Origin of the sequence: Mixta hanseatica, assembly GCF_023517775.1 — a bacterium.
In the GTDB taxonomy this organism is placed as follows: Bacteria; Pseudomonadota; Gammaproteobacteria; order Enterobacterales; family Enterobacteriaceae; genus Mixta; species Mixta hanseatica.
Genome location: NZ_CP082904.1, coordinates 2,641,502 through 2,661,529 on the forward strand (window position 1 = coordinate 2,641,502; position 20,028 = coordinate 2,661,529).

Annotated in this window: 17 protein-coding genes; 11 read left to right on the forward strand and 6 right to left on the reverse strand. The window is 56.1% G+C overall.

The features are described 5' to 3' along the window. The first annotated feature begins 364 nt into the window (after positions 1 to 364). The 5 genes from K6958_RS12760 (at position 365) to K6958_RS12780 (ending at position 6,046) form a co-directional block, all read left to right on the forward strand. Positions 365 to 1,819 (forward strand): sulfatase-like hydrolase/transferase, encoded by a 1,455-nt coding sequence (locus K6958_RS12760; protein WP_249891449.1) that lies wholly within the window; start codon positions 365 to 367, stop codon positions 1,817 to 1,819. A 162-nt stretch (positions 1,820 to 1,981) separates the two neighbouring features. Beyond that, positions 1,982 to 2,977, forward strand: coding sequence for a siderophore ABC transporter substrate-binding protein EitA (eitA, locus tag K6958_RS12765; RefSeq protein WP_249891450.1), 996 nt, complete (start codon positions 1,982 to 1,984; stop codon positions 2,975 to 2,977). After that, positions 2,977 to 4,017, forward strand: a complete 1,041-nt coding sequence (locus K6958_RS12770) for a FecCD family ABC transporter permease (protein WP_249891451.1) — start codon at positions 2,977 to 2,979, stop codon at positions 4,015 to 4,017. Before eitA ends, K6958_RS12770 begins: the two co-directional genes overlap by 1 nt. Further along, positions 4,014 to 4,775 carry a siderophore ABC transporter ATP-binding protein EitC gene (gene eitC / locus K6958_RS12775; protein WP_249891452.1) on the forward strand — a complete coding sequence of 254 codons (762 nt, stop codon included), beginning with the start codon at positions 4,014 to 4,016 and terminating at the stop codon, positions 4,773 to 4,775. Before K6958_RS12770 ends, eitC begins: the two co-directional genes overlap by 4 nt. A gap of 14 nt (positions 4,776 to 4,789) precedes the next feature. Continuing rightward, the gene (locus K6958_RS12780) at positions 4,790 to 6,046 is read left to right on the forward strand and encodes an MDR family MFS transporter (RefSeq protein ID WP_249891453.1); all 1,257 of its coding nucleotides are present in this window, start codon (positions 4,790 to 4,792) and stop codon (positions 6,044 to 6,046) included. Between the two features lie 86 nt (positions 6,047 to 6,132). Here the strand turns inward: K6958_RS12780 and K6958_RS12785 are convergent, their stop codons facing one another. Continuing rightward, positions 6,133 to 6,423 (reverse strand): putative quinol monooxygenase, encoded by a 291-nt coding sequence (locus K6958_RS12785; protein ID WP_249891454.1) that lies wholly within the window; start codon positions 6,421 to 6,423, stop codon positions 6,133 to 6,135. Between the two features lie 205 nt (positions 6,424 to 6,628). On the opposite strand from K6958_RS12785, the gene K6958_RS12790 reads away from it, so the two are divergent. From K6958_RS12790 to K6958_RS12810, 5 genes are all read left to right on the forward strand, one after another. Beyond that, positions 6,629 to 6,889: a hypothetical protein gene (locus K6958_RS12790; RefSeq protein ID WP_249891455.1), complete on the forward strand. Its 261-nt coding sequence runs from the start codon at positions 6,629 to 6,631 to the stop codon at positions 6,887 to 6,889. Positions 6,890 to 7,113: 224 nt separating this feature from the next. Beyond that, positions 7,114 to 7,605, forward strand: coding sequence for a (2Fe-2S)-binding protein (locus tag K6958_RS12795; RefSeq protein WP_249891456.1), 492 nt, complete (start codon positions 7,114 to 7,116; stop codon positions 7,603 to 7,605). After that, on the forward strand, positions 7,602 to 8,600 hold the full coding sequence (locus K6958_RS12800; RefSeq protein ID WP_249891457.1) for an FAD binding domain-containing protein: 999 nt from the start codon (positions 7,602 to 7,604) through the stop codon (positions 8,598 to 8,600). Before K6958_RS12795 ends, K6958_RS12800 begins: the two co-directional genes overlap by 4 nt. Beyond that, positions 8,597 to 10,900, forward strand: a complete 2,304-nt coding sequence (locus K6958_RS12805) for a xanthine dehydrogenase family protein molybdopterin-binding subunit (RefSeq protein ID WP_249891458.1) — start codon at positions 8,597 to 8,599, stop codon at positions 10,898 to 10,900. The genes K6958_RS12800 and K6958_RS12805 overlap by 4 nt, the downstream gene beginning before the upstream one ends. Before the next feature lie 63 nt (positions 10,901 to 10,963). Then, positions 10,964 to 12,424 (forward strand): AMP nucleosidase, encoded by a 1,461-nt coding sequence (locus tag K6958_RS12810; RefSeq protein ID WP_249891459.1) that lies wholly within the window; start codon positions 10,964 to 10,966, stop codon positions 12,422 to 12,424. A gap of 47 nt (positions 12,425 to 12,471) precedes the next feature. Here K6958_RS12810 and mdtI read toward each other — a convergent pair whose 3' ends face one another. The 4 genes from mdtI to K6958_RS12830 all read right to left on the reverse strand — a co-directional run bounded on the left by mdtI (position 12,472) and on the right by K6958_RS12830 (position 16,296). After that, positions 12,472 to 12,801: a multidrug/spermidine efflux SMR transporter subunit MdtI gene (mdtI, locus tag K6958_RS12815; RefSeq protein ID WP_249891460.1), complete on the reverse strand. Its 330-nt coding sequence runs from the start codon at positions 12,799 to 12,801 to the stop codon at positions 12,472 to 12,474. After that, positions 12,788 to 13,162 (reverse strand): multidrug/spermidine efflux SMR transporter subunit MdtJ, encoded by a 375-nt coding sequence (gene mdtJ / locus K6958_RS12820; protein WP_249891461.1) that lies wholly within the window; start codon positions 13,160 to 13,162, stop codon positions 12,788 to 12,790. The genes mdtI and mdtJ overlap by 14 nt, the downstream gene beginning before the upstream one ends. Positions 13,163 to 13,706: 544 nt before the next feature. After that, positions 13,707 to 15,002, reverse strand: a complete 1,296-nt coding sequence (locus tag K6958_RS12825) for an NCS2 family permease (protein ID WP_249891462.1) — start codon at positions 15,000 to 15,002, stop codon at positions 13,707 to 13,709. 223 nt (positions 15,003 to 15,225) lie between these two features. Continuing rightward, positions 15,226 to 16,296: a LacI family DNA-binding transcriptional regulator gene (locus K6958_RS12830; protein WP_249891463.1), complete on the reverse strand. Its 1,071-nt coding sequence runs from the start codon at positions 16,294 to 16,296 to the stop codon at positions 15,226 to 15,228. 253 nt (positions 16,297 to 16,549) lie between these two features. Between K6958_RS12830 and K6958_RS12835 the strand changes: the two genes are divergently transcribed. Then, complete coding sequence (locus K6958_RS12835) at positions 16,550 to 17,809, forward strand: maltoporin (RefSeq protein WP_249891464.1); 1,260 nt, start codon at positions 16,550 to 16,552, stop codon at positions 17,807 to 17,809. Positions 17,810 to 17,962: 153 nt separating this feature from the next. Here the strand turns inward: K6958_RS12835 and K6958_RS12840 are convergent, their stop codons facing one another. After that, positions 17,963 to 20,023 (reverse strand): beta-galactosidase, encoded by a 2,061-nt coding sequence (locus K6958_RS12840; protein WP_249891465.1) that lies wholly within the window; start codon positions 20,021 to 20,023, stop codon positions 17,963 to 17,965. Positions 20,024 to 20,028 lie beyond the last annotated feature (5 nt).

Below are 20,028 nucleotides of genomic sequence, written 5' to 3' on the forward strand. Positions count from 1 at the left end.
CGACCAGTGGTCGCCAGCATAAAATAATAAATTACCCGCCACGAAAAAAATGCCAGCCATTCCACAACCTTGTTATAAATCAATGTTTACCAGTAAAAACAGCAAAGCCTATGAAGGAGATCACAATAATAAACGCGGAACTTGCAATTTAATTTAAAAAGCGGATGTTAACGGGGCGATCGTAACTCAAATAATGAGGCGAAACCTGATGCTGGCCCATATGTGCCATCGTCAGGTTTTTTTATGCTCGTAATAAATATCTTCAGGAAATAATGCATAAACCCCTTTATCTGCTTTTTTAAACATTAACCGATACAGGACTGATTCACTATACGCATTAACGTTACTGTAAAAGGGAGCAAACATGAACGCTAAATTAAGCCTGGCGGCGATAAGTCTTGCATTAATGGCGGCGCCTGCGCTGGCAAGCCCTGCGGCTGCGCCAGCCCGCCCGAATATTATTTTACTGTTCGCTGATGATATGGGCTGGGCCGATATCTCCGTTCAGGGTGCGAAAACCCCTACCGCGCATCTTGACCAGCTGGCGGCGACCGGACAGCGCTGGACCAATTTTTATGTCTCTTCCCCGGTCTGTTCGCCCAGCCGTGGCGGGCTGATGACCGGCAGGCTGGAGACGCGCACCGGGCTATACGGCGCACAAACTCCGGTGCTGCTGGAAAAAGATCCCGACGGTTTTCCCGCCGATGAACTGACCATCGCCGACTCACTGCGACAAAATGGCTACCACACCATCATGTACGGCAAATGGCATCTGGGTAATCACGCGCAGGATTTTCCTACCCGCCACGGCTTTGATGAGTGGTTCGGCATTCCCATCAGCAACGACTGCTATAGCACCCAGGTCGATCTGTTTGACGGTTTAACCTCCTCCGACCCGCAGATATTTAAAAATACCCTTGCGGTGGTGGAAAAGAGCAACAGCCAGCCGCGTCAGGAGTACTGGAACGTTCCGCTCTATCACTCTTATCGCTATAAAGGCAAGCAGGTCGACTATCTGATACCGCAGGGTTTTCAACAGTCCAGTTTTACAAAAGTGGTCACGGAAAAAGCGGTCAACTACATCGGCGAAAACAAGAACCGCCCTTTCTTTATGTATATGGCCTACCCGCAAACCCATGTGCCGCTGTTTGGCTCGCCAGAGTTTAAAGGCAAAGGCCATAACCGCTACGGCGATATCATGCTGGAAATCGACTGGTCGGTAGGCCAGATCTGGCAGGCGCTGGAGAAGAACCATCTGGCGGAGAACACCATTATTATGTTTACCTCCGACAATGGCCCCTGGCTGATGTATGACAAATATGGTATCTCCGGCTCGGCGCTGCCGCTGCGCGATGGGAAGAGCACGCCCTGGGAAGGCGGCCAGCGCGTGCCGTTTATTATCAACTGGCCTGGCAAAATCAAGCCTGCCGTGGTGGAAGATATCGGCAGCACGCTCGATCTGCTGCCTACGCTAATGAAGATCACCGGCAGCACGCATGCGCAGAAAACCCTGGACGGCTTTGATTTAAGCGCCGCCTTTTTACAGCGTCAGCCCAGCCCACGTACCTTTATGCCCTATTTTTACAAAGGCGAAATGGAGGCGTGGCGCGAAGGGGATTATAAGCTGGTCTTTACGCAGTATGACGGCGGGCAGCCGAAACGCCTGAAACAGCCGCTGATGTTTAATCTGCGCACCGATAGCAGCGAACAGCATAATATCGCCGCGCAGGAGCCAGAGCGTTATCAGCGCCTGATAAAGAGCGCGCAGGATTATCTGCAGTCATTGGGAGAAAAGCGCGCGCCGCTGTTTGATATTTAATGGTACCGGCCCGCTCAGTGTTCTCTGCGCGGGCTATTATTTTTCCCGAAATCGTCTCTTAGGTATAGAAAGCTCTCGCTTTAGGAATAATTTTCATTATCATTTAACCCAACCGTTAATTGCTGAAAATACAACAATAATTTTTATAAAGGGTAGCGTTAAATGAAGAGAGTTCTCTGCGCAGCAGGATTAATGTTTGCCTCGCTCGGTTCCGTATGTGCCACCACTTACCCTCTGACCATTGAAAATTGCGGCTACCGACAAACTTTTACCGCCGCCCCCGAACGCGTAGTCGCATTAGGACAAAACACCGCAGAAATATTAATGCTGCTGGGGCTACAGGATAAAATGGTGGCCACCGCCTTTTGGCCATCGAAGGTATTGCCTCAGCTGGCGGAAAAAAATAGCAAAATTAAAACATTAACCATTGAAATCCCCACCCTTGAATCGGTTCTGGCGCAAAACCCTGACTTTGTCGCCGCGCAGTTGCCCCTGCTCATGGGACCGGAAAGTAAAGTCGTTAAACGTGAAGACCTCGCCACCTTAGGCGTAAACAGTTATATGTCGCCGGGAATGTGCGCCACAGAAAAAGCTATCGGGGATATGTATGGCAGCCGCCAGAAGCTATGGGATATGACTTATCTTTATAAAGAGATAGAAGATTTCGCGAAAATTTTTAATGTGGAAGCGCGTGGTCAGGCGTTAATTGCCGATTTTAAACAACGTGAGATAAATTTACGTCAGGAATTTGCTAACAATAAGAATCGCTCTTTTGTCTTCTGGTTTTCCAGTTCCTCGCCCTCTGCTGACGCTTACGTCGGCGGAAAAAACAGCGCATCGGGCTTTATCGCTAATGTGTTAGGCGGCCATAACGCGATAACCTCCGAGGCGGAATGGCCAACCGTTGGCTGGGAAAGCATTATTGCCGCGAATCCTGATGTAATTGTGGTTTCCAGTCTCGATCGTAACCGCTGGGCGCTCGACAATGCACAAGAAAAAATCAAATTCCTTAACAGCGATCCTACCGTTAGTCAGATCGATGCGGTGAAGCAAGGTCACATTGTCGTTATGGATGGTCAGGCGATGAACCCGACTATCCGCACTCTTTATGGCGCTGAACAGATCGGCGAACAGCTTAGAAAGATGGAATTGAATTAATGGCCACTGTTGTTCAACAGGCGCGACGCGGCCTGTTTCTGACGCTGTCTGGCGTGCTTTCAGTGGTACTGTTAGCGCTGGTTATTGCGATTGGGGTGAGCGTTGGCGAGCTCTCTATTCCACTGAGCAGCGTATTAAGCGTGCTGGGTAATAAAACAGGCTTAACCCATGTTCCGCTGAATCGTATCCATGAAAGCGTCATTTGGGATTTTCGTTTAAGCCGGGCGCTGGTGGCCGCCTGCTGCGGCGCGGGGCTGGCTATTTGCGGCGCGGTACTGCAAAGCCTGCTGAAAAATGCCCTTGCCGAACCCTATGTGCTGGGCGTATCCGCAGGCGCTTCAACTGGCGCGGTTTCGGTGGTGGTGCTGGGTATCGGCTCTGGCGCCGTGACGCTTTCGGCGGGGGCCTTTGCCGGCGCCTTCGCCGCCTTCGCCTTTGTCGCTTTTCTGACCAACGGCGCGCGTGGCGGTAATGAGCGCACTATCCTCGCTGGCGTTGCCGCGTCACAATTTTTTAATGCCATTACCGCCTATACCATTAGCACGTCCGCCAGCGCGCAGCAGGCGCGCGACGTCATGTTCTGGCTGCTTGGCAGCTTCAGCGGCGTAAGATGGCCTGAGTTTCAGCTGGTGTTGGTGGTGGTGCTGGTCGGCCTGGCTATCTGCCTTTACTACTCACGGGCGCTTGATGCCTTTACCTTTGGCGACGATGCCGCGCTTTCGCTTGGCATCCCTGTTGCCTGGGTACGGTTAAGCCTGTTTACCACCACCGCGCTGATTACCGCCACCATTGTCAGCATGGCCGGATCGATTGGCTTTGTGGGGTTGGTTGTCCCGCATGTTATGCGCTTCTTTTTCGGCCCGCTACATCGCACTTTGCTGCTCGCCAGCGCGCTGGCCGGCGCGATTCTGATGGTATTAGCGGATATCGCTTCGCGCCTGCTGATCGCCCCACAAAGCCTGCCGGTTGGCGTGGTTACCGCTCTGGTCGGCGTGCCGTTTTTTGCCATCATTATTTACCGTTCAGGGAGCAAGTCATGAGTATCGGCGCTGAAAACGTCTCCTGGAAGGTAGGTAACAAAGTTATCGTCGACAATGTCTCGCTCACGGTTTCCCCAGGCGCAACCGTCGGGCTACTCGGCCCTAATGGCTCCGGAAAGTCTTCACTGTTGCGCCTGCTTGCCGGCATTCGTCGCCCGCACGCTGGCACGGTTACGCTGGATGGCAAGGCGATCCGTTATATTGCCAAAAAACAGCTGGCCCGCCGTATCGCCTTCGTTGAGCAACACGCTGCAACCGAGGCGAATATGCGGGTGCGGGATGTGGTGAAATTGGGCCGCATCCCGCATCATTCTCCCTTTTCCAGCTGGAGCCGGGAGGACGATAAGATTGTCGATGAAGCGCTGGAAAGAGTGGAGATGCTGCAATGCAGCGATCGGAGATGGCAGAGCCTGTCGGGCGGTGAGCGTCAAAGGGTGCATATCGCCAGAGCCCTGGCGCAAACGCCTGGAGAGATCCTGTTAGATGAACCGACCAATCATCTGGATATCCATCATCAAATACAGTTAATGAAGCTTATCAGCGAGCTGGCGGTAACCAGTATCGTCGCTATTCACGATCTCAACCATGCTGCAATGTTTTGCGATGCGCTGATCGTCATGCAAAATGGCAACGTTATCGCCAGAGGGACGCCGGAGCAGGTACTTACCGAGTCACTGCTGTGGCAGGTGTTTCAGGTGGAAACGCGTATTGAGGTTTCCCCTTACCATGGCAAAAAACATATCCACTTTATTTCGTAACAGCAGGTCATTTCATGTTTTTGCCTTCCCTGCGACCGACGACGCAAATCTGGCCGCCTGTTTTATTAGGCAGCCAGTTTGTTTTCAATATTGGCTTTTATGCGGTTGTGCCCTTTTTAGCCCTGTTCCTGCGCGATGATATGCTGTTATCCGGCGGCGTCATCGGGCTGGTGCTTGGGTTGCGCACCTTCTCACAGCAGGGGATGTTTATCGTCGGCGGGACGCTATCGGATCGCTTTGGCGCGCGTATCGTTATCCTTTGGGGCTGTTTTATCCGCATAGCGGGATTTCTGCTGCTGGCGTTGGGTCAATCCCTTTGGCCAATTGTACTTGGCGCCTGCCTGACCGGCGTTGGCGGAGCGTTATTTTCCCCCTCTATTGAAGCGTTGCTCGCTAAAGCGGGCCAGCAAAGCGAGGCTAGCGGTAAGCGCAGCCGCGCCGAGTGGTTCGCTCTTTTTGCCGTATGCGGCGAACTGGGGGCCGTGTTGGGTCCGGTATTGGGCGCGTTATTTACCGGGCTGGGCTTTCGTCTGGTCGCGTTCGCCGGCGCCGCTGTTTTTTTACTGGCGCTGATCGTGCTCTCTTTTTCGCTGCCGCCCACACGGAAAAAACCTGCATCCATGCGGCCGATTCCCTGGTGGACCGCATTGCGTCAGCCGCGGTTTGTAGCGTTTATTGCCGCTTACAGCGCCTGGCTATTGAGTTATAACCAGCTTTATCTGGCTTTGCCGGTGGAAATACAACGCGCCGGCGGAAGCGAAAAAGATCTGGGGCCGCTGTTTATGCTGGCCTCGTTATTAATCATTACCTTTCAACTGCCGCTGGCGCGTTTGGCTCGCGCCGTCGGGCCGGTCTGGAGTCTGCCCACGGGCTTTGTGTTGGTATCCGCCTCTTTTCTGAGCGTGGCGTTTTTCGCCGCAGATGCTCCCTCAACCGGCTGGCTTCGCCTGCTGCCTGCGGCTTGCTTTGTCACCCTACTCACCGTAGGGCAAATGCTGCTGGTGCCTGCGGCAAAAGACCTTATTCCGCATTTTGCTGAAGAAGCTACCCTCGGCGCGCACTATGGCGCCCTTGCCAGTGCCGGCGGTTGCGCGGTGCTGATCGGCAACTTTCTCTTTGGCGGCCTGCTGGATGGTGCGCTGGCGCCGTCAGCGCAGGCCAGCTATCCCTGGCTGCTACTGGCGCTGTTTCCGCTGTGTAGCGCCGGAGTATTACTGATCATTTGTCGCCAGATGCGTGACCAGCTCGGCAATAGCAGGCTGGGTCACTGACCGCTTTTGCCGTGCAAAAGCCGCAGACAAAAAAGCCCGCTCAGGCTACCGTGAGCGGGCTTTTTATATTTGCCGCGTTTATAGCATCAGGCCAGCACTTTCAGTTTTGTTACCTGCAGTTCAGCGCGATCGTTAATAGTTTCCATCAGGCGCAGGAACGGCGCGGCTTCGCTGTGCTGCTGCAGGTGCGCTTCAGATTCCCAGCGCTCCAGCAAAACAAAGCGTTGCGGATTTTCCAAATCCTGATGCAGCTGATACTGCTGGCAGCCCGGTTCGCCCTGCACGTCGCGCTCTACGGTGCGCAGCGCCTGCTCAACCACCTCCGCCTCGCCTGCTTTTGGGATCACGGTGGCGACAATAGCGATAACTTCACTCATTTTGTTTCTCCTTCGATTGGTTTGATACATTGCGTCAGGTCAGAATAGACGATATTGCGCCGCAATCGCATAGCGATTCCTACAAGGAGGCACGCAGCGCTTAAATTTAATGAATGATTGCTGATTTTTTATGCTTGAAATTCCTTGATTGGCCAATATATAGCGTTCAGGATTATCTTAAATTTGATTGTCGGGAGCCTGGCGAATGAAACCGTGCGATGAAACCCTCTCTCAGCAACCGCAAAAACTGGTGGCGGCGGCTAATCAGGACTCTGTTCAGGAGCTGCTTGCACTGCTACAGCAGCAAAACTTGCCGCCGGAAACCGCGCTGGCAAACCTGGCGGTGGCGATGTCTCAGCTAATGGCCGAGACCGGCTGCCATCAATTTATTCTCAGCAACCCGCTTTCTCAGCTGCTGGTGCTGTTGCAAACCGGCGCGCCCACCCACAGCCATATGGTTCATTAAGGCGCCCCGCTGTTGGCGGCAGCCTGGTCTGCCGCTTCCCCTGTTTTGCCTTCTCGCGTCTCGTCCCCTGTTCATAGCGTCTACACTTATGCGGTTACCTAATCAAAGGCCGTCATCGTAGCGGCCTGCTCTGCACTTTTTGTTTAACGCAATGTGGGCAGTGCTGCCAGGCGCTGAAGCGCCACGGCTGCTGCCATCCTTTCACCCTGTAACGGGAGACCGCTATGGCTCAGCAACGAGTAATGCGCCTGCGTATTAACGGCAAAGAACATCCCCTGGCGCTTGACGCGCGCGTAACCCTTCTTGATGCCCTGCGTGAACACGCTAACCTGCCAGGCGCAAAAAAAGGCTGCGACCACGGCCAGTGCGGCGCCTGTACCGTGCATATCGACGGTGAACGGGTATTAAGCTGCCTGACGCTGGCGGCGCAGGCGGAAGGACATGAGATCACCACCATTGAAGGGCTGGCTGGACCGGATGAAACGCTGCATGCGGTGCAGGCTGCTTTTTTACGTCATGACGCCTTCCAGTGCGGCTACTGTACGCCGGGCCAGATCATGTCTGCCGTGGCCTGTATTAATGAAGGCCATGCCAACAGCGACGACGAAATCCGGGAATATATGAGCGGCAATATCTGCCGCTGCGGCGCCTATCCCTACATTGTCGCGGCAGTGCGCGAGGCGGCGGCGCAGCTACAACAGGAGCAGACCGCATGAGAGAATTTGACTATCTGCGCGCCGAAGCGATCGCCAGCGCCACAGCCGCCACCAGCGTACCGGGAAGCCGCTTCCTCGCGGGCGGCACCACCCTTATCGACCTGATGAAATGTGACGTCGAGCAGCCTGACCGGCTGGTCGATATTACCTCGCTAACCGGCATGTCGGCTATTGACCTGGAAGATGACGTTATCCGTATCGGCAGCCTGTGCAAAATGAGCCAGGTAGCGCAACACGAAAGATTGCAAAGCATTGCGCCCGCCTTGATTCAAAGCCTGACCGGCGCCGCCTCCGCCCAGTTGCGTAATATGGCGACCATCGGCGGCAATATTATGCAGCGTACGCGCTGCAACTATTTTCGCGATCCGCGCGGCTATCAAAATTGTAACAAACGCCAGCCGGGTTCCGGCTGCGCCGCCCGTAACGGCATAAATCGCGATCATGCGGTACTCGGCAACAGCGAACAGTGCGTTGCCGTCTATCCAGGCGATCTGGCGGTAACGCTGACCGCGTTTGATGCCACGTTGCGGCTGCAAGCGCTGGACGGCAGTGAACGTTGCGTCACGGTTGAAGACTTTTTACTGCTGCCGGGCGATCGTCCCGACCAGGAACAGGATTTACATGCCGGTGAAATCATTACCGCCGTAGAGATCCCGGTAACCGCCGCCCTGCAGCGCTCGCACTATCTGAAAGTACGCGATCGCAGTGCCTATGAATTCGCCGCCGCCAGCGCTGCCGTCGGGCTGGAGCTGGAGGAGGATGGCGTTACGCTGCGCGAGGTCCGCATTGCGCTGGGCGGCGTCGCCACCAAACCCTGGCGTCTGCGCGCGCTGGAACAGGCACTGCAGGGAAAACCCTTTAACGAGCAGCAGCTGCGCGATTTGGCGCCGCTGGCAATGCAGGAAGCCAGCGCGCTGGCGCATAACGGTTATAAGATTACGCTGGCGCCACGCGTTATCGTGCGGGCGTTGCTGAACGCGGGAGGCATAGCATGAGCGAGACTATTAAACGGAATAACCTCGGCCCCGCTGCCGATGCGCTTCAGGGGCTGGGCGCGCGTCGTGAGCGCGCCGACGGCAAGCTAAAAATTCAGGGACTGGCGCGCTACGCCGTCGACCATCCAGTAGAGAATCTGTGTCATGCGGTGGTGGTGCAATCTTCGATTGCCGAAGGGGAAATCAGCCATATTGATAGCGAAAAGGCGCGTCAAATGCCGGGCGTGCTGGCGGTTTACACGCATGAAAGCGGGCTGACCATTCATCCTGCCGCCACTTTTGCCAGCGGCGGCGCGGCGGCGCAATCTTTTGTGCCGTTGCAAAGTCCGCGCGTGCGCTGGAACGGGCAGCACGTGGCGCTGGTCGTCGCGGAAACGCTGGAACAGGCGAAGGCCGCAGCGGCCAGCATTCATATTGAGTACGTGGTACAACCGGCGATTATCCATCCCACCGATCCTCTGGCGCAGCCTAAGCCGGTAGAGGATTTGGACGTTGAGTGGGGCGACGCCCAACAGGCGCTACAGCAGGCGAGCGTCTCGATTAGCGGCACCTATACTACCCCGCGCGAATATAATCTGCCGATAGAGCTGCACGGCTGTATCGCCGACTGGCGCGACGGAGAGCTGACGCTGTGGGAGCCAAGTCAGTGGGTCGGCGGCGCGCGCAGCGTAGTGTCGCAGTGGATGGGGATCGATATCGATAAAGTACGCGTGCTGTCGCCGTTTACCGGCGGCGGCTTCGGTTCGAAAGGCGGCATTCAGCCCCACTCGGCGCTGGCCTGCGCCGCCTCACGAGAGCTGGGCCGTCCGGTCAAGCTGGTGCTCACGCGCGGACAAACTTTCACCGGCTTCGGCGGCCGTCCCCGTACCCATCAGCAGCTGACGCTGGCGGCCAACAGCGAGGGCAAACTTCAGGCGATTATTCATGAAAGCTGGAACGAAACCGCCCGGGAAGATACGCATCTGGAGCCCTGTAACTCAGTTACCGCGCTGATGTATGCGGTACCTAATTTTTATTCCCGCCATCGGCTGGTACCGGTCAACACCGTTAATCCCGGCTGGATGCGCGCGCCGGGCGAAAACCCCAGCTGCTGGGCGCTGGAAGTGGCGATAGACGAGCTGGCCTGGGCGCTAAAACTCGATCCGCTGGCGTTTCGCCTGCGCAACTACGCTGAAGAAGATCCGCAGGCCAGGCTGCCGTGGAGTTCACGTCGGCTACGCGAGGCTTATGCCGCCGGCGCGCAGGCGTTCGGCTGGTCACAGCGTCCGCTGGAGCCGGGTACGCTGCGCGAAGGCCGTCAGCGCATCGGCTGGGGCATGGCGTCGGGCAGCTATCCGGTACGCCGCACGCCGGGCGAAGCGGGGATCACGCTGCGCCAGGATGGCACGCTGCAGGTACGCAGCAGCGGCGCGGATATCGGCACCGGCACCTATACTATTCTGGCGCAAACCGCCGCCGACGTGCTGAGCGTGCCATCAGAACATATCGATGTGCTGCTGGGCGATACCAACCTGCCGCGTGCGCCGGTCGCCGGCGGCTCGCAGCTGGCGAATCTGCTGACCGCCGCCGTGTATAAAACCGCGCTGAAACTGCGCGAGGAACTGATTACGCTGGCGATCGGCAGCGCAGAATCGCCGCTGTTCGGTGCCAGACGCGAAGATGTGATGTTGGCGGAGGGCCAACTGCGGCTATTCAGCCAGCCGGGCAGCAGCCTGAGTTTTGCCGATCTGCTGCGCGTCGCCGGGCGGGAAACGCTGGAGGTGCAGGCGGACACCTTCCCGTCGGACGCAACGCAGGAAGATCGCAATGCGGCAGACCGCACCTCATCGAAAATGATCCCACCCACCTCCGGCGGCTTTTCAGCCCACAGCTGGAGCGCTGTTTTTGTCGAAGTGGCGGTGGATGAAGATTTCGGCACCGTGCGGGTGCGCCGTATCGTCGGCGCTTTCGACAGCGGCCGCCTGTACAACCCGAAACTGGCCGAAAGTCAGTGGGTTGGCGCGATGGTCATGGGGATTGGTCAGGCGCTGCTGGAAGAAGGATTGATCGATGATGATAATGGTCGCGTGCTGAACGCCAGCCTGGCGGACTATCTGGTGGCGGTTAACGCCGATATCCCGGATATGACAGTGATTAACGTTGGCGAGCCGGACTATCAGGCCAGCGCGCTCGGCGGCAAAGCGGTAGGCGAGTTGGGCATCGTCGGCGTGGCGGCTGCCATCAGTAACGCGGTGTTTCACGCCACCGGCAAGCGCATCCGCGATCTGCCGATTACTCTGGAGAAAATGTTAGCTGAATAACGTCTCTGGCGAAATGGTTCTAAGCTATAGTGCAACGCAAAGCTGAAAACCTGAGGAGAAAAAATGGCTAACGACCATTTCGCTAATGGATTGAATACGGCGCAGGCGCTGGAGCAGTTGGATGCGCTCTATTACCAGGCGGTAAGCGCCCTGCGTGACGCTATTAAAGCCTTTGTTGAGGATGGCACGCTGCCGGATCCGCAGGCGCGCGCTAATGGGCTGTTCGTCTACCCGGAGCTGCGTATCAGCTGGGACGGCGCCTCGCCACAGAAAAACCGCAGCCGGGCATGGGGACGATTCAGCCATGCCGGCAGCTATGCCACCACAATTACCCGCCCGGAGCTGCTGCGCCATTATCTGCGCGAGCAGCTGGCAGTTATCGAACGTGATTACGAAGTCACGATAGCCGTAGGTCCTTCGCGCCAGGAGATCCCTTTCCCTTACGTGATCGACGGCGCCGATTTTGGGCTGGACCGCTCCATGAGCAGCGCGCTGGCGAAGCATTTTCCAGGCACCGATCTGGCGAATATTGGCGATGAAACCGCCGACGGCATTTTTAACACCACCAGCATCTTCCCCCTGAGCCATTTCGACGCTTTGCGTACCGATTTTTCGCTGGCGCGTCTACGGCATTACACCGGCACGCCGCCAGAGCATTTCCAACCCTTTGTGCTGTTTACCAACTATACCCGCTATGTGGATGAGTTTGTCCGCTGGGCCTGTGAGCAGATTAAGGATGAAAACAGCCCCTATACCGCGCTCTCCTGCGCTGGCGGCGCGCTGATCACCAAAGAGACGGAAAATGCCGAAGCCGCGCTTTCCGATCTGGCATGGAAAAAACATCAAATGCCCGCCTGGCATCTGATCTCACCGAATCAGCGTGGCATTACGCTGGTGAATATCGGCGTGGGGCCATCAAATGCCAAAACCATCTGCGATCATCTTGCGGTGCTGCGTCCGCACGCCTGGCTGATGATCGGCCACTGCGGCGGCCTGCGGGAAAGCCAACAGATCGGCGATTATGTGCTGGCCCATGCCTATCTGCGTGACGATCACGTGCTGGATGCGGTACTGCCGCCGGATATTCCGATCCCCAGCATCGCCGAGGTACAGCGCGCACTGTATGACGCCACCAAAGAGATCAGCGGAATGCCAGGCGAAGAGGTAAAAATGCGGCTGCGTACCGGTACGGTAGTGACGACCGACGATCGTAACTGGGAGCTTCGCTATTCAGCCTCTGCCCTGCGCTTTAATCTCAGCCGCGCGGTTGCGGTGGATATGGAGAGCGCCACTATCGCCGCGCAGGGCTATCGTTTTCGCGTGCCCTACGGCACCATGCTATGTGTTTCCGATAAACCACTGCACGGCGAGATTAAGCTGCCCGGTCAGGCTAATCGTTTTTATGAGGGCGCGATTTCCGAACACCTGCAAATCGGCATCCGCGCGGTAGAACTGCTGCGCGCCGAGGGTGATAAGCTGCACTCGCGTAAGCTCCGCACCTTTAACGAGCCGCCTTTCCGTTAAACCGGCATAAAAGACGCCGGTGGGCGTCTTTTTTCGATTGGCCGGCCTTACGCCAGCTTGATCATCACCATACCAACCAGCAACAAAGACAGGCCGAGCCAGCCGCGCGGGCGCAAACGCTGTTTAAATAAGATCCAGCCCGCTGCCAGCGTCGCGATAACGCCAAAGCCGCCCCAGAGCGCATAGGCTACCGCCAGATCAATCCCTTTTACCGCCTGCGCCAGCGCGCTAAAAGCGCCCATTACCATCATCAGCGACAGAATGCCCGGCAGCCGCTTGCGGAAACCATCCGAGTATTTAAGAAGGATATTCGCCGCGATCTCCAGCACCACCGCCAGCATTAAAAAGGCGATATGCCACCCATTAAGCGGCTGCATGCAGGCCTCCCTTTTCCTTTTCCTGTTTCTGTTTGTCGGCTTTGTCGGTGCCGCCATTAAGTAGCACGATACCAGCAACCAGCACCAGCAGGCCCAGCGCTTTCATCAACGGCAGTGATTCGGCAAATAAAGTCACGCTACAGAGCGTAATCAACAGTACGCCAACCCCTTCCCACAGCGCATACGCTACACCTAGCGCAATACGTTTTATCGCCACCGATAGCGCCACATAAGAGAGCGTGATCATAGCGTACATCACCAGATGCCCAACCTGGCCGCCATACAGGCTGGCATATTTCATAGAGAGCGTCCCCGAGACTTCTGCGATAATGGAAATCGCCAAAAACAACCAACATTTCATCTTTAAACCCTCAAGACGATAAAATTACGAAAAATCACCGAAAAATCGGTAAAATAAGCCTTATACAGAAAAATCTGCATAAAAAATTCATTTCATTGAATGGATAACCACCAGCCCGGTAAATAGCCTGAGCTAAAATTCCGGCACGCAGGATGCGCAGTGGTTAAAGAAGCATAAACGGGGCTACAGCTCGCTACACCAGTGGGTTTCGCAAGCAACCATCGGCGAGATAAAACCAATAACGAAGAAGTTTGACAAAAATTTCTTACTACCTTTCAGCATATTTTTTCACTGTGTCAGTAAGTAAAATGACCTGTTCCAGCGCCTCATTAAATTAATAAATTACGGTTTAGAGTAAAATATAGCACGAAACCGCCTTTTATTTAAATTTCTCATTTCCAGGCGTTATTTTTGCTGATTTAAATCAATTTATTGCTGGATGATAAACAGGGGTAAACGGCGATAAGTTATCAGAACAGGCGCAGAAAATAAGTGCGGATAGATGAGGGCATAACATAGGCCGCCGCAGCGGGCGGCCCGGATATCAGGCGCTCAGCCAGCCTAGCTTAATCACAAACAGCACCGACAGTACAATCAGCGCCGCGTTCAGCTCATGGCGTCGACCGCTTAGCAGCTTTACCAGCGTCCAGGTGATAAAACCAAAGGCGATGCCGTTAGCGATCGAATAGGTCAGCGGCATGGTCAGAGCGGTTACGGTGACCGGAGCGGCGGTGGTAATATCTTTCCAGTCGATTTCCGCCAGGCCGGCCGTCATTAGCACGGCGATAAACAGCAGCGCAGGCGCGGTCGCGTAGGCTGGCACGCTGGAGGCGAGCGGCGAAAAGAACAGGCTGAGGATAAACAGCAATGCCACCACTATCGCTGTCAACCCGGTTCGGCCCCCGGCACTGACGCCCGCAGCCGATTCAATATAGCTGGTGGTGGTAGAGGTGCCCAGCAGCGAACCAAACAGCGCGGCGGCGCTATCAGCTATCAGCGCTTTGCCCATTTTGGGGATATTGCCCTGCTCATCCGCCAGTCCGGCGCGTTTGGTCACGCCGATCAGCGTGCCGGAGTTGTCAAATACATCGACGAATAAAAAAGCGAAGATCACGCTGACCAAGGACACATCCAGCGCCCCTTTGATATCCAGCTGCAAAAAGGTGGGCGCGATAGAGGGTGGCGCGGAAAACACGCCGGCAAAGGGCGACAGGCCCAGCCCCATCGAGATAAAGGTCACCACCAGTATGCCAATCAGCACCGCGCCGGTGACGCGTCGCGCCTCCAGCACCACAATAATAATAAAGCCCAGCATCGCCAGCAGCGGGCCGGGCTGAGTGACATCTCCCAGCCCCACCAGCGTCGCCGGATTAGCGATCACTACGCCTGCGCCCTGCAGGGCGATAATCGCCAGAAACAGACCGATACCGGCGGCAATGCCGGAACGCAGCGGCAGCGGAATGCTGGCGATAATCCATTCGCGAATTTTAAAAATCGACAGGGCGAAGAAAATCAGCGCCGACAGGAACACCGCGCCCAGCGCGATTTGCCAGCTGTAGCCCATGTGCAGCACCACGGTATAGGTGAAAAAAGCATTCAGCCCCATCCCCGGCGCCAGCGCAATCGGATAGTTAGCGATCAGCCCCATCAACAACGAGCCAATCGCCGCCGCCAGACAGGTGGCGACAAAAACCGCGCCTTTATCCATCCCGGTAGCGCTCAGGATGGTCGGGTTAACAAACAGGATATAGGCCATCGCCAGGAAGGTGGTGAGACCCGCTATCACTTCGGTACGCACCGTGGTGTGGTGTGCTTTTAATTGAAATAGTTTTTCTAGCATGCTGCTTCTCTCGTAGCGTTAGCGTCGTCACTTGCGTGAGGTTTCTCTTGCCGAAATAACATAAGAGCCTTCCTGATTAGCAAGAGCTATGCCACCGCCGCTGCCCGCCTTTTTCGTCTGCGGCTTCAGCCTGCTTTACACGTTATGCGCCCCTGCACCACCCAGGGGCACCAAAAAACCGCAGCGCACCAAAACAAGGAGCCGCCCGGATGGCGCGATGAGGTTACCCGAGACGGCTGGCAATCAGACGCAGCTCATCGGCTATCTGCTTCAGATCCTGCTGCGGTTGACCATACGGCCCGGTAGAGCTGCGTATCACCAGCCGGGCCGGCAGAATGGATGACGATCGCCCTTGCCCACCGTCACCCAGGCTAAGCAGCCGCTCAACCGCCTCCCTGCCCTGTAAGTCAAGATCGAGCGAAACCGTGGTCAACGCCGGATGAAAAAACGCGCTCTCATAGGTATCGTCATAGCCAATAATCGATTTTTGTCCGGGCACCGCCACGCCGTTCTGATGAAACGCGCTCAGCACGCCCAGCGCCATTTGATCGTTACCGACCAGCAGCGCGGAGAAATGGGGTGTTTCACGTAGCAACTGTAGCGCGCCGGCATAGCCGCTTTGCGCATCCCAGCTGCCGTGGATCACGCTAACCGGCCGCAGACGGTAGCTGGCCAGCGTATCCAGCCAGCTTTTCAGGCGCAGATTAGCCGAAACGGAGTTTTTCGGCCCGGCCAGCAGGGCGAATTCGCGGTGCCCCTGTTCATAGAGATATTTAACGCTGGCCCGCGTACCGTCGGCCGGGTTAAAGGAAACGTTAAACACTGAACAGAAAGGATCGACATCCAGAAAAAGACAGACAATATCATCATTGTCAGTAGCGATCTGTTCAGCATCCTGGGTTTCCAGCGGCGCGTTAATAATGACTTTATCTACCAGCTGTGACTTCAACTCGTTGATGCAATCCTGCAGGCTTTGATTGACGTTCTCATCGATCATCGCAATCAGTACCTGATAGCCCGCCATATTGGCGTAGCGTTTTATTGCTGCTGCCACCTGCGAAGGCGCATGCAACGCCAGCGAAGTGGTCACCAGCCCCAGCGTGGTGCTCTGCTTGCCAACCAGCTGCTGCGCCAGCCGGTTCGGCACGTAGCGTAGCGTTTCGATAGCCTGTTCAACCTTGCGCCGCGTGGCGTCAGAAACGTTTGCGGACTTATTCAGCACGCGCGAAACGGTCTGATAAGAGACACCGGCATGACGCGCGACATCCTCCAGAGTGGCACTTTTTGACTTCATCACTGGCTTCCTTGTTACGTTTTTCTCGATTCTAACACTCTGGCTGCGCCCCGCCATCGTTACGATGTTAAAAGCAGTATAAGTAATACGTTCACAATACAGGATTAGTGATCCGCTTCAACGATCTTAGCGAAAAACACCGTTTTATTTGCAGTTAATCACATTATATCAAGATCCATATTGCCGTAAATTACAGGATTGCCGTTTACTGTCGCTGCGTTGTGAACGTATTACAAATAATAACGAGGAAACCATGATTAAGCTACGCACTGCGGCAGTGGCGCTGGCCGCCGCTCTTGCCTCTCCTTCTCTGTTTGCTGCTATTAACTCCATCGATTTTCACGGCTATTTGCGCGGCGGCATAGGCGTATCGCGTGACGGCGGCCTGGAGGAGTGGCAGAAAAACAAGCTGGGCCGCCTGGGCAATGAATCCGATACCTACGGGGAAGTGGAATTTGGCAGCGAAGTCTACAAAAAGAATGACGTCAGTTTTTATATCGACACCATGGTCAGTATGGTCTCTGACGGATCCAATGATAATGAAAGCACGCTGGATGATGACGTGGAGTTTGGTCTTCGTCAGCTTAACCTGCAGATCAAAGGCCTGATCCCGGGCGATCCTAACGCGGTGATCTGGGGCGGAAAACGCTATTATCAGCGTCATGACCTGCATATTATCGATACCAAATACTGGAATATTTCCGGCTCCGGCGCCGGTATTGAGAACCTGACGCTGGGCCCCGGCGCGATTTCGCTGGCCTGGCTGCGCGGCGATGCAAACGATGTGGACTACCGCGTCGATGGCGATAACGACGTTAATATCAACTATATCGATGTGCGCTATGCCGGACTAAAGCCCTGGCAGGGCGCGTGGGTGGAAATTGGCGCCGACTATGCCATTCCTAACCCCACTAACAAGCAGAAAGAGTATGGCGGCCTGTATGATGCCGACAATGCCGTGATGCTGACCGGCGAAATCAGTCAGGATATCTGGGGCGGCTACAACAAATTTGTTCTGCAGTACGCCAACAAGGGACTGGCGCAGAATATGGTATCGCAGGGCGGCGGCTGGTATGACATGTGGAATCAAACCAACGATGCCAGCGGCTATCGCGTGATCAATACCGGCCTGTTGCCGCTGACCGATCGTCTCTCTTTTAACCATGTCTTTACCTGGGGCGCGGCGCAAGATATCAGCGCGCAGACTAATGAGACCCACCTGCTTTCGCTGGTGGGTCGCGCGCAGTATCAGTTCACCGACTATGTACGCGCCATTGGCGAAGTGGGCAGTTTCTGGCAGAAAGAGGAACATAAAGACGGCAGTGACTATAAGCAGGCTGGTCAGAAATATACGCTGGCGCTTGGCCTGGCTGCCGGTCCGGAATTTATGTCGCGTCCTGAGCTACGCCTGTTTGCTTCCTGGCTGAACGATTCCGAACAGGGCCAAAGCTTCCAGGACGGCACCGCCAGCGATACCTGGAACGTTGGCGTCCAGGTCGAGGCCTGGTGGTAAACGCATTACGCTGCGTCTTCGTTGTCACTGCTGTTATTGTTTTGGGTCGTTTTGGATAACCTTCGCTGGTTATCCTTTTTTTTGGGCCTGCACAGGATGCATAAAAAACCCTCGCCGTGGCGAGGGTGCAACAATAACGAACAGCGTAACTGTTTAGCTCAGCGGCGGGCTTACGATACGGCATCCCCAGGGAAGCAGCTCAAGATTGTCCTGCAGGGTTTCGCCGCTCACCCTGTCCACGCAAGTTCCCGGCAGACGCAGGCGTTGCGCATGTCCGGTAAAGTTCTGGATAAAAATAAACGCCTGTTCGCCCTCGCCGCGTCGCTGTGCCGTAACCCCCGGCGGCAGCTCGGCCTCCAGCGCGCGCGGTAAAGCAAGCTGCCGCGCAATGGCACCGTAAAAGTCGCGGTGGAACGCCAGATCGTTGCGCGAAGCGATATACCAGGCTTTGCCGCGCCCCAGCGCATTGACGGTCAGGGCAGGCGTACCGGCGTAAAAATCGCTGGTGTAGGTCGCCAGCGCCGTCGCGCCTTCCAGATGAATATGTTCGCACAGTTCACGCGCCTGCCATGGACCGCTCAGTCCCAGCTCGTTGCCGCTCACGCCGCGCACGCCGTTAGTTTCGCTATCGGTCAGGCAGTCGATCTCTTCCGCCCAGATCCCCAGAATCGGGCGCAGCGGGCCGGGAAAGCCGCCAAGATGACAGAGATCGCTCTCATTGACGATGCCGCTCCAGTAGCTCGCGACAAACTGGCCGCCCTGCTCCACAAAATGTTGCGCGCGCTGGGCAAAGCCGTCGCGCACCATATAGAGCATCGGGGCGATCACCAGTTGATAACCGCTGAAATCGATGTCGGCATTGATCACGTCAACCGCAATGCCCAGTTCCCAAAAGGCGCGATAGTGTTCTGCGACGGTACGCTCATAGTGCAGTCCACTGTTACGCGGCCCCTGCGCATCATCCATCGCCCAGCGGCTTTCCCAGTCGAAAATAATTGCTACCCGCGCCTCAATTCGGCTGCCGACTACCGGCGCCAGGCTGGCCAGAATCCGCCCCAGCTCGCTTACCTCCCGCCCGACGCGGGTATCAATATGGCCAACATGATCCACCACCGCGCCATGAAATTTTTCTACCGAGCCGCGGCTTTTACGCCACTGGAAATATTGCACCGCGTCCGCCCCGTGCGCTACCGCCTGCAGCGAGGAAAGAATATGCATACCGGGCTTTTTCAGCTTGCTGGTCGGCTGCCAGTTAGTGGCGCTCGGCGTCGATTCCATCAACACAAAGGGTTTGCCCTGCTTCAGGGTGCGCATCAGATCGTGATACATCGCGGTATAGCAGGCGAGTATCGTCTCATCCCGCTCGTTGTGCCACAGCGGATAGCTGTCCCAGGAGATGAAATCCAACGGCTGCGCCAGCTGCCAGTAATCGTAGTCGTAGAAATATTCCATAAAGTTGGTGGTAGCGGGCAACTCCGGATTGGCCGCCTTCAGCGGCACGATCTCCTGAGCACAGAAGTCGGTGACCTGGGCGGTCATAAAACGCCGCCAGTCCAGATTCAGACCATGGATGGATCCTTCGCCATGCGGCGCCGGTGAGACTATCTGGCTCCAGTCGCTGTAGGTGTGGCTCCAGAAGGTGCTCCACCAGGCTTCGTTGAGGTTATCCAGCGTCTCGTAGCGCTGCTGCAGCCAGCCGCGGAAGGCCTGCTGACAGAGATCGCAGTGGCATTCGCCGCCATATTCGTTAGAGACATGCCAGCCGATAACCGCCGGATGATGCGCATAGCGCTGCGCCAGCCGCGTATTGATCGCCTGCACCTTCTGCCGATAAAGCGGCGAAGTCATACAGTGGTTGTGACGCCCGCCATGCAGCGCCTTCACCCGATCGCGCCCCACACGCAGCACCTCCGGATATTTTTGCGACAGCCAGGCGGGACGCGCGCCGCTTGGCGTCGCCAGGAAGACATAAATGTGTTGCTGATGCAGCCGATCCAGCAGTTGATCGAGCCAGGCGAATTCATAGCGTCCCTCTTCCGGCTCCAGTTTCGCCCAGCTAAAGATGCCCACCGACATCACGTTGCAATGCGCCTGTTTCATCATGGCGATATCGTCGTCGATAATGCCCGGCGTCTGCGTCCACTGTTCCGGGTTGTAGTCTGCACCGTGCAGTAAGGCGTTCACCTTGGCGCTTAACGGCGGAAATTTAAACATAAAGA

Coding starts and splice junctions, on each gene's coding strand:
- K6958_RS12835 (WP_249891464.1), top strand. CDS start 16,550: ATGATTAAGCTACGCACTGCGGCAGTGGCGCTGGCCGCCGCTCTTGCC.
- K6958_RS12795 (WP_249891456.1), top strand. CDS start 7,114: ATGGCTCAGCAACGAGTAATGCGCCTGCGTATTAACGGCAAAGAACAT.
- K6958_RS12805 (WP_249891458.1), top strand. CDS start 8,597: ATGAGCGAGACTATTAAACGGAATAACCTCGGCCCCGCTGCCGATGCG.
- K6958_RS12825 (WP_249891462.1), bottom strand. CDS start 15,002: ATGCTAGAAAAACTATTTCAATTAAAAGCACACCACACCACGGTGCGT.
- K6958_RS12760 (WP_249891449.1), top strand. CDS start 365: ATGAACGCTAAATTAAGCCTGGCGGCGATAAGTCTTGCATTAATGGCG.
- K6958_RS12840 (WP_249891465.1), bottom strand. CDS start 20,023: ATGTTTAAATTTCCGCCGTTAAGCGCCAAGGTGAACGCCTTACTGCAC.
- K6958_RS12785 (WP_249891454.1), bottom strand. CDS start 6,423: ATGAGTGAAGTTATCGCTATTGTCGCCACCGTGATCCCAAAAGCAGGC.
- eitC (WP_249891452.1), top strand. CDS start 4,014: ATGAGTATCGGCGCTGAAAACGTCTCCTGGAAGGTAGGTAACAAAGTT.
- K6958_RS12770 (WP_249891451.1), top strand. CDS start 2,977: ATGGCCACTGTTGTTCAACAGGCGCGACGCGGCCTGTTTCTGACGCTG.
- K6958_RS12780 (WP_249891453.1), top strand. CDS start 4,790: ATGTTTTTGCCTTCCCTGCGACCGACGACGCAAATCTGGCCGCCTGTT.
- mdtJ (WP_249891461.1), bottom strand. CDS start 13,162: ATGAAATGTTGGTTGTTTTTGGCGATTTCCATTATCGCAGAAGTCTCG.
- K6958_RS12790 (WP_249891455.1), top strand. CDS start 6,629: ATGAAACCGTGCGATGAAACCCTCTCTCAGCAACCGCAAAAACTGGTG.
- K6958_RS12800 (WP_249891457.1), top strand. CDS start 7,602: ATGAGAGAATTTGACTATCTGCGCGCCGAAGCGATCGCCAGCGCCACA.
- K6958_RS12830 (WP_249891463.1), bottom strand. CDS start 16,296: ATGAAGTCAAAAAGTGCCACTCTGGAGGATGTCGCGCGTCATGCCGGT.
- eitA (WP_249891450.1), top strand. CDS start 1,982: ATGAAGAGAGTTCTCTGCGCAGCAGGATTAATGTTTGCCTCGCTCGGT.
- mdtI (WP_249891460.1), bottom strand. CDS start 12,801: ATGCAGCCGCTTAATGGGTGGCATATCGCCTTTTTAATGCTGGCGGTG.
- K6958_RS12810 (WP_249891459.1), top strand. CDS start 10,964: ATGGCTAACGACCATTTCGCTAATGGATTGAATACGGCGCAGGCGCTG.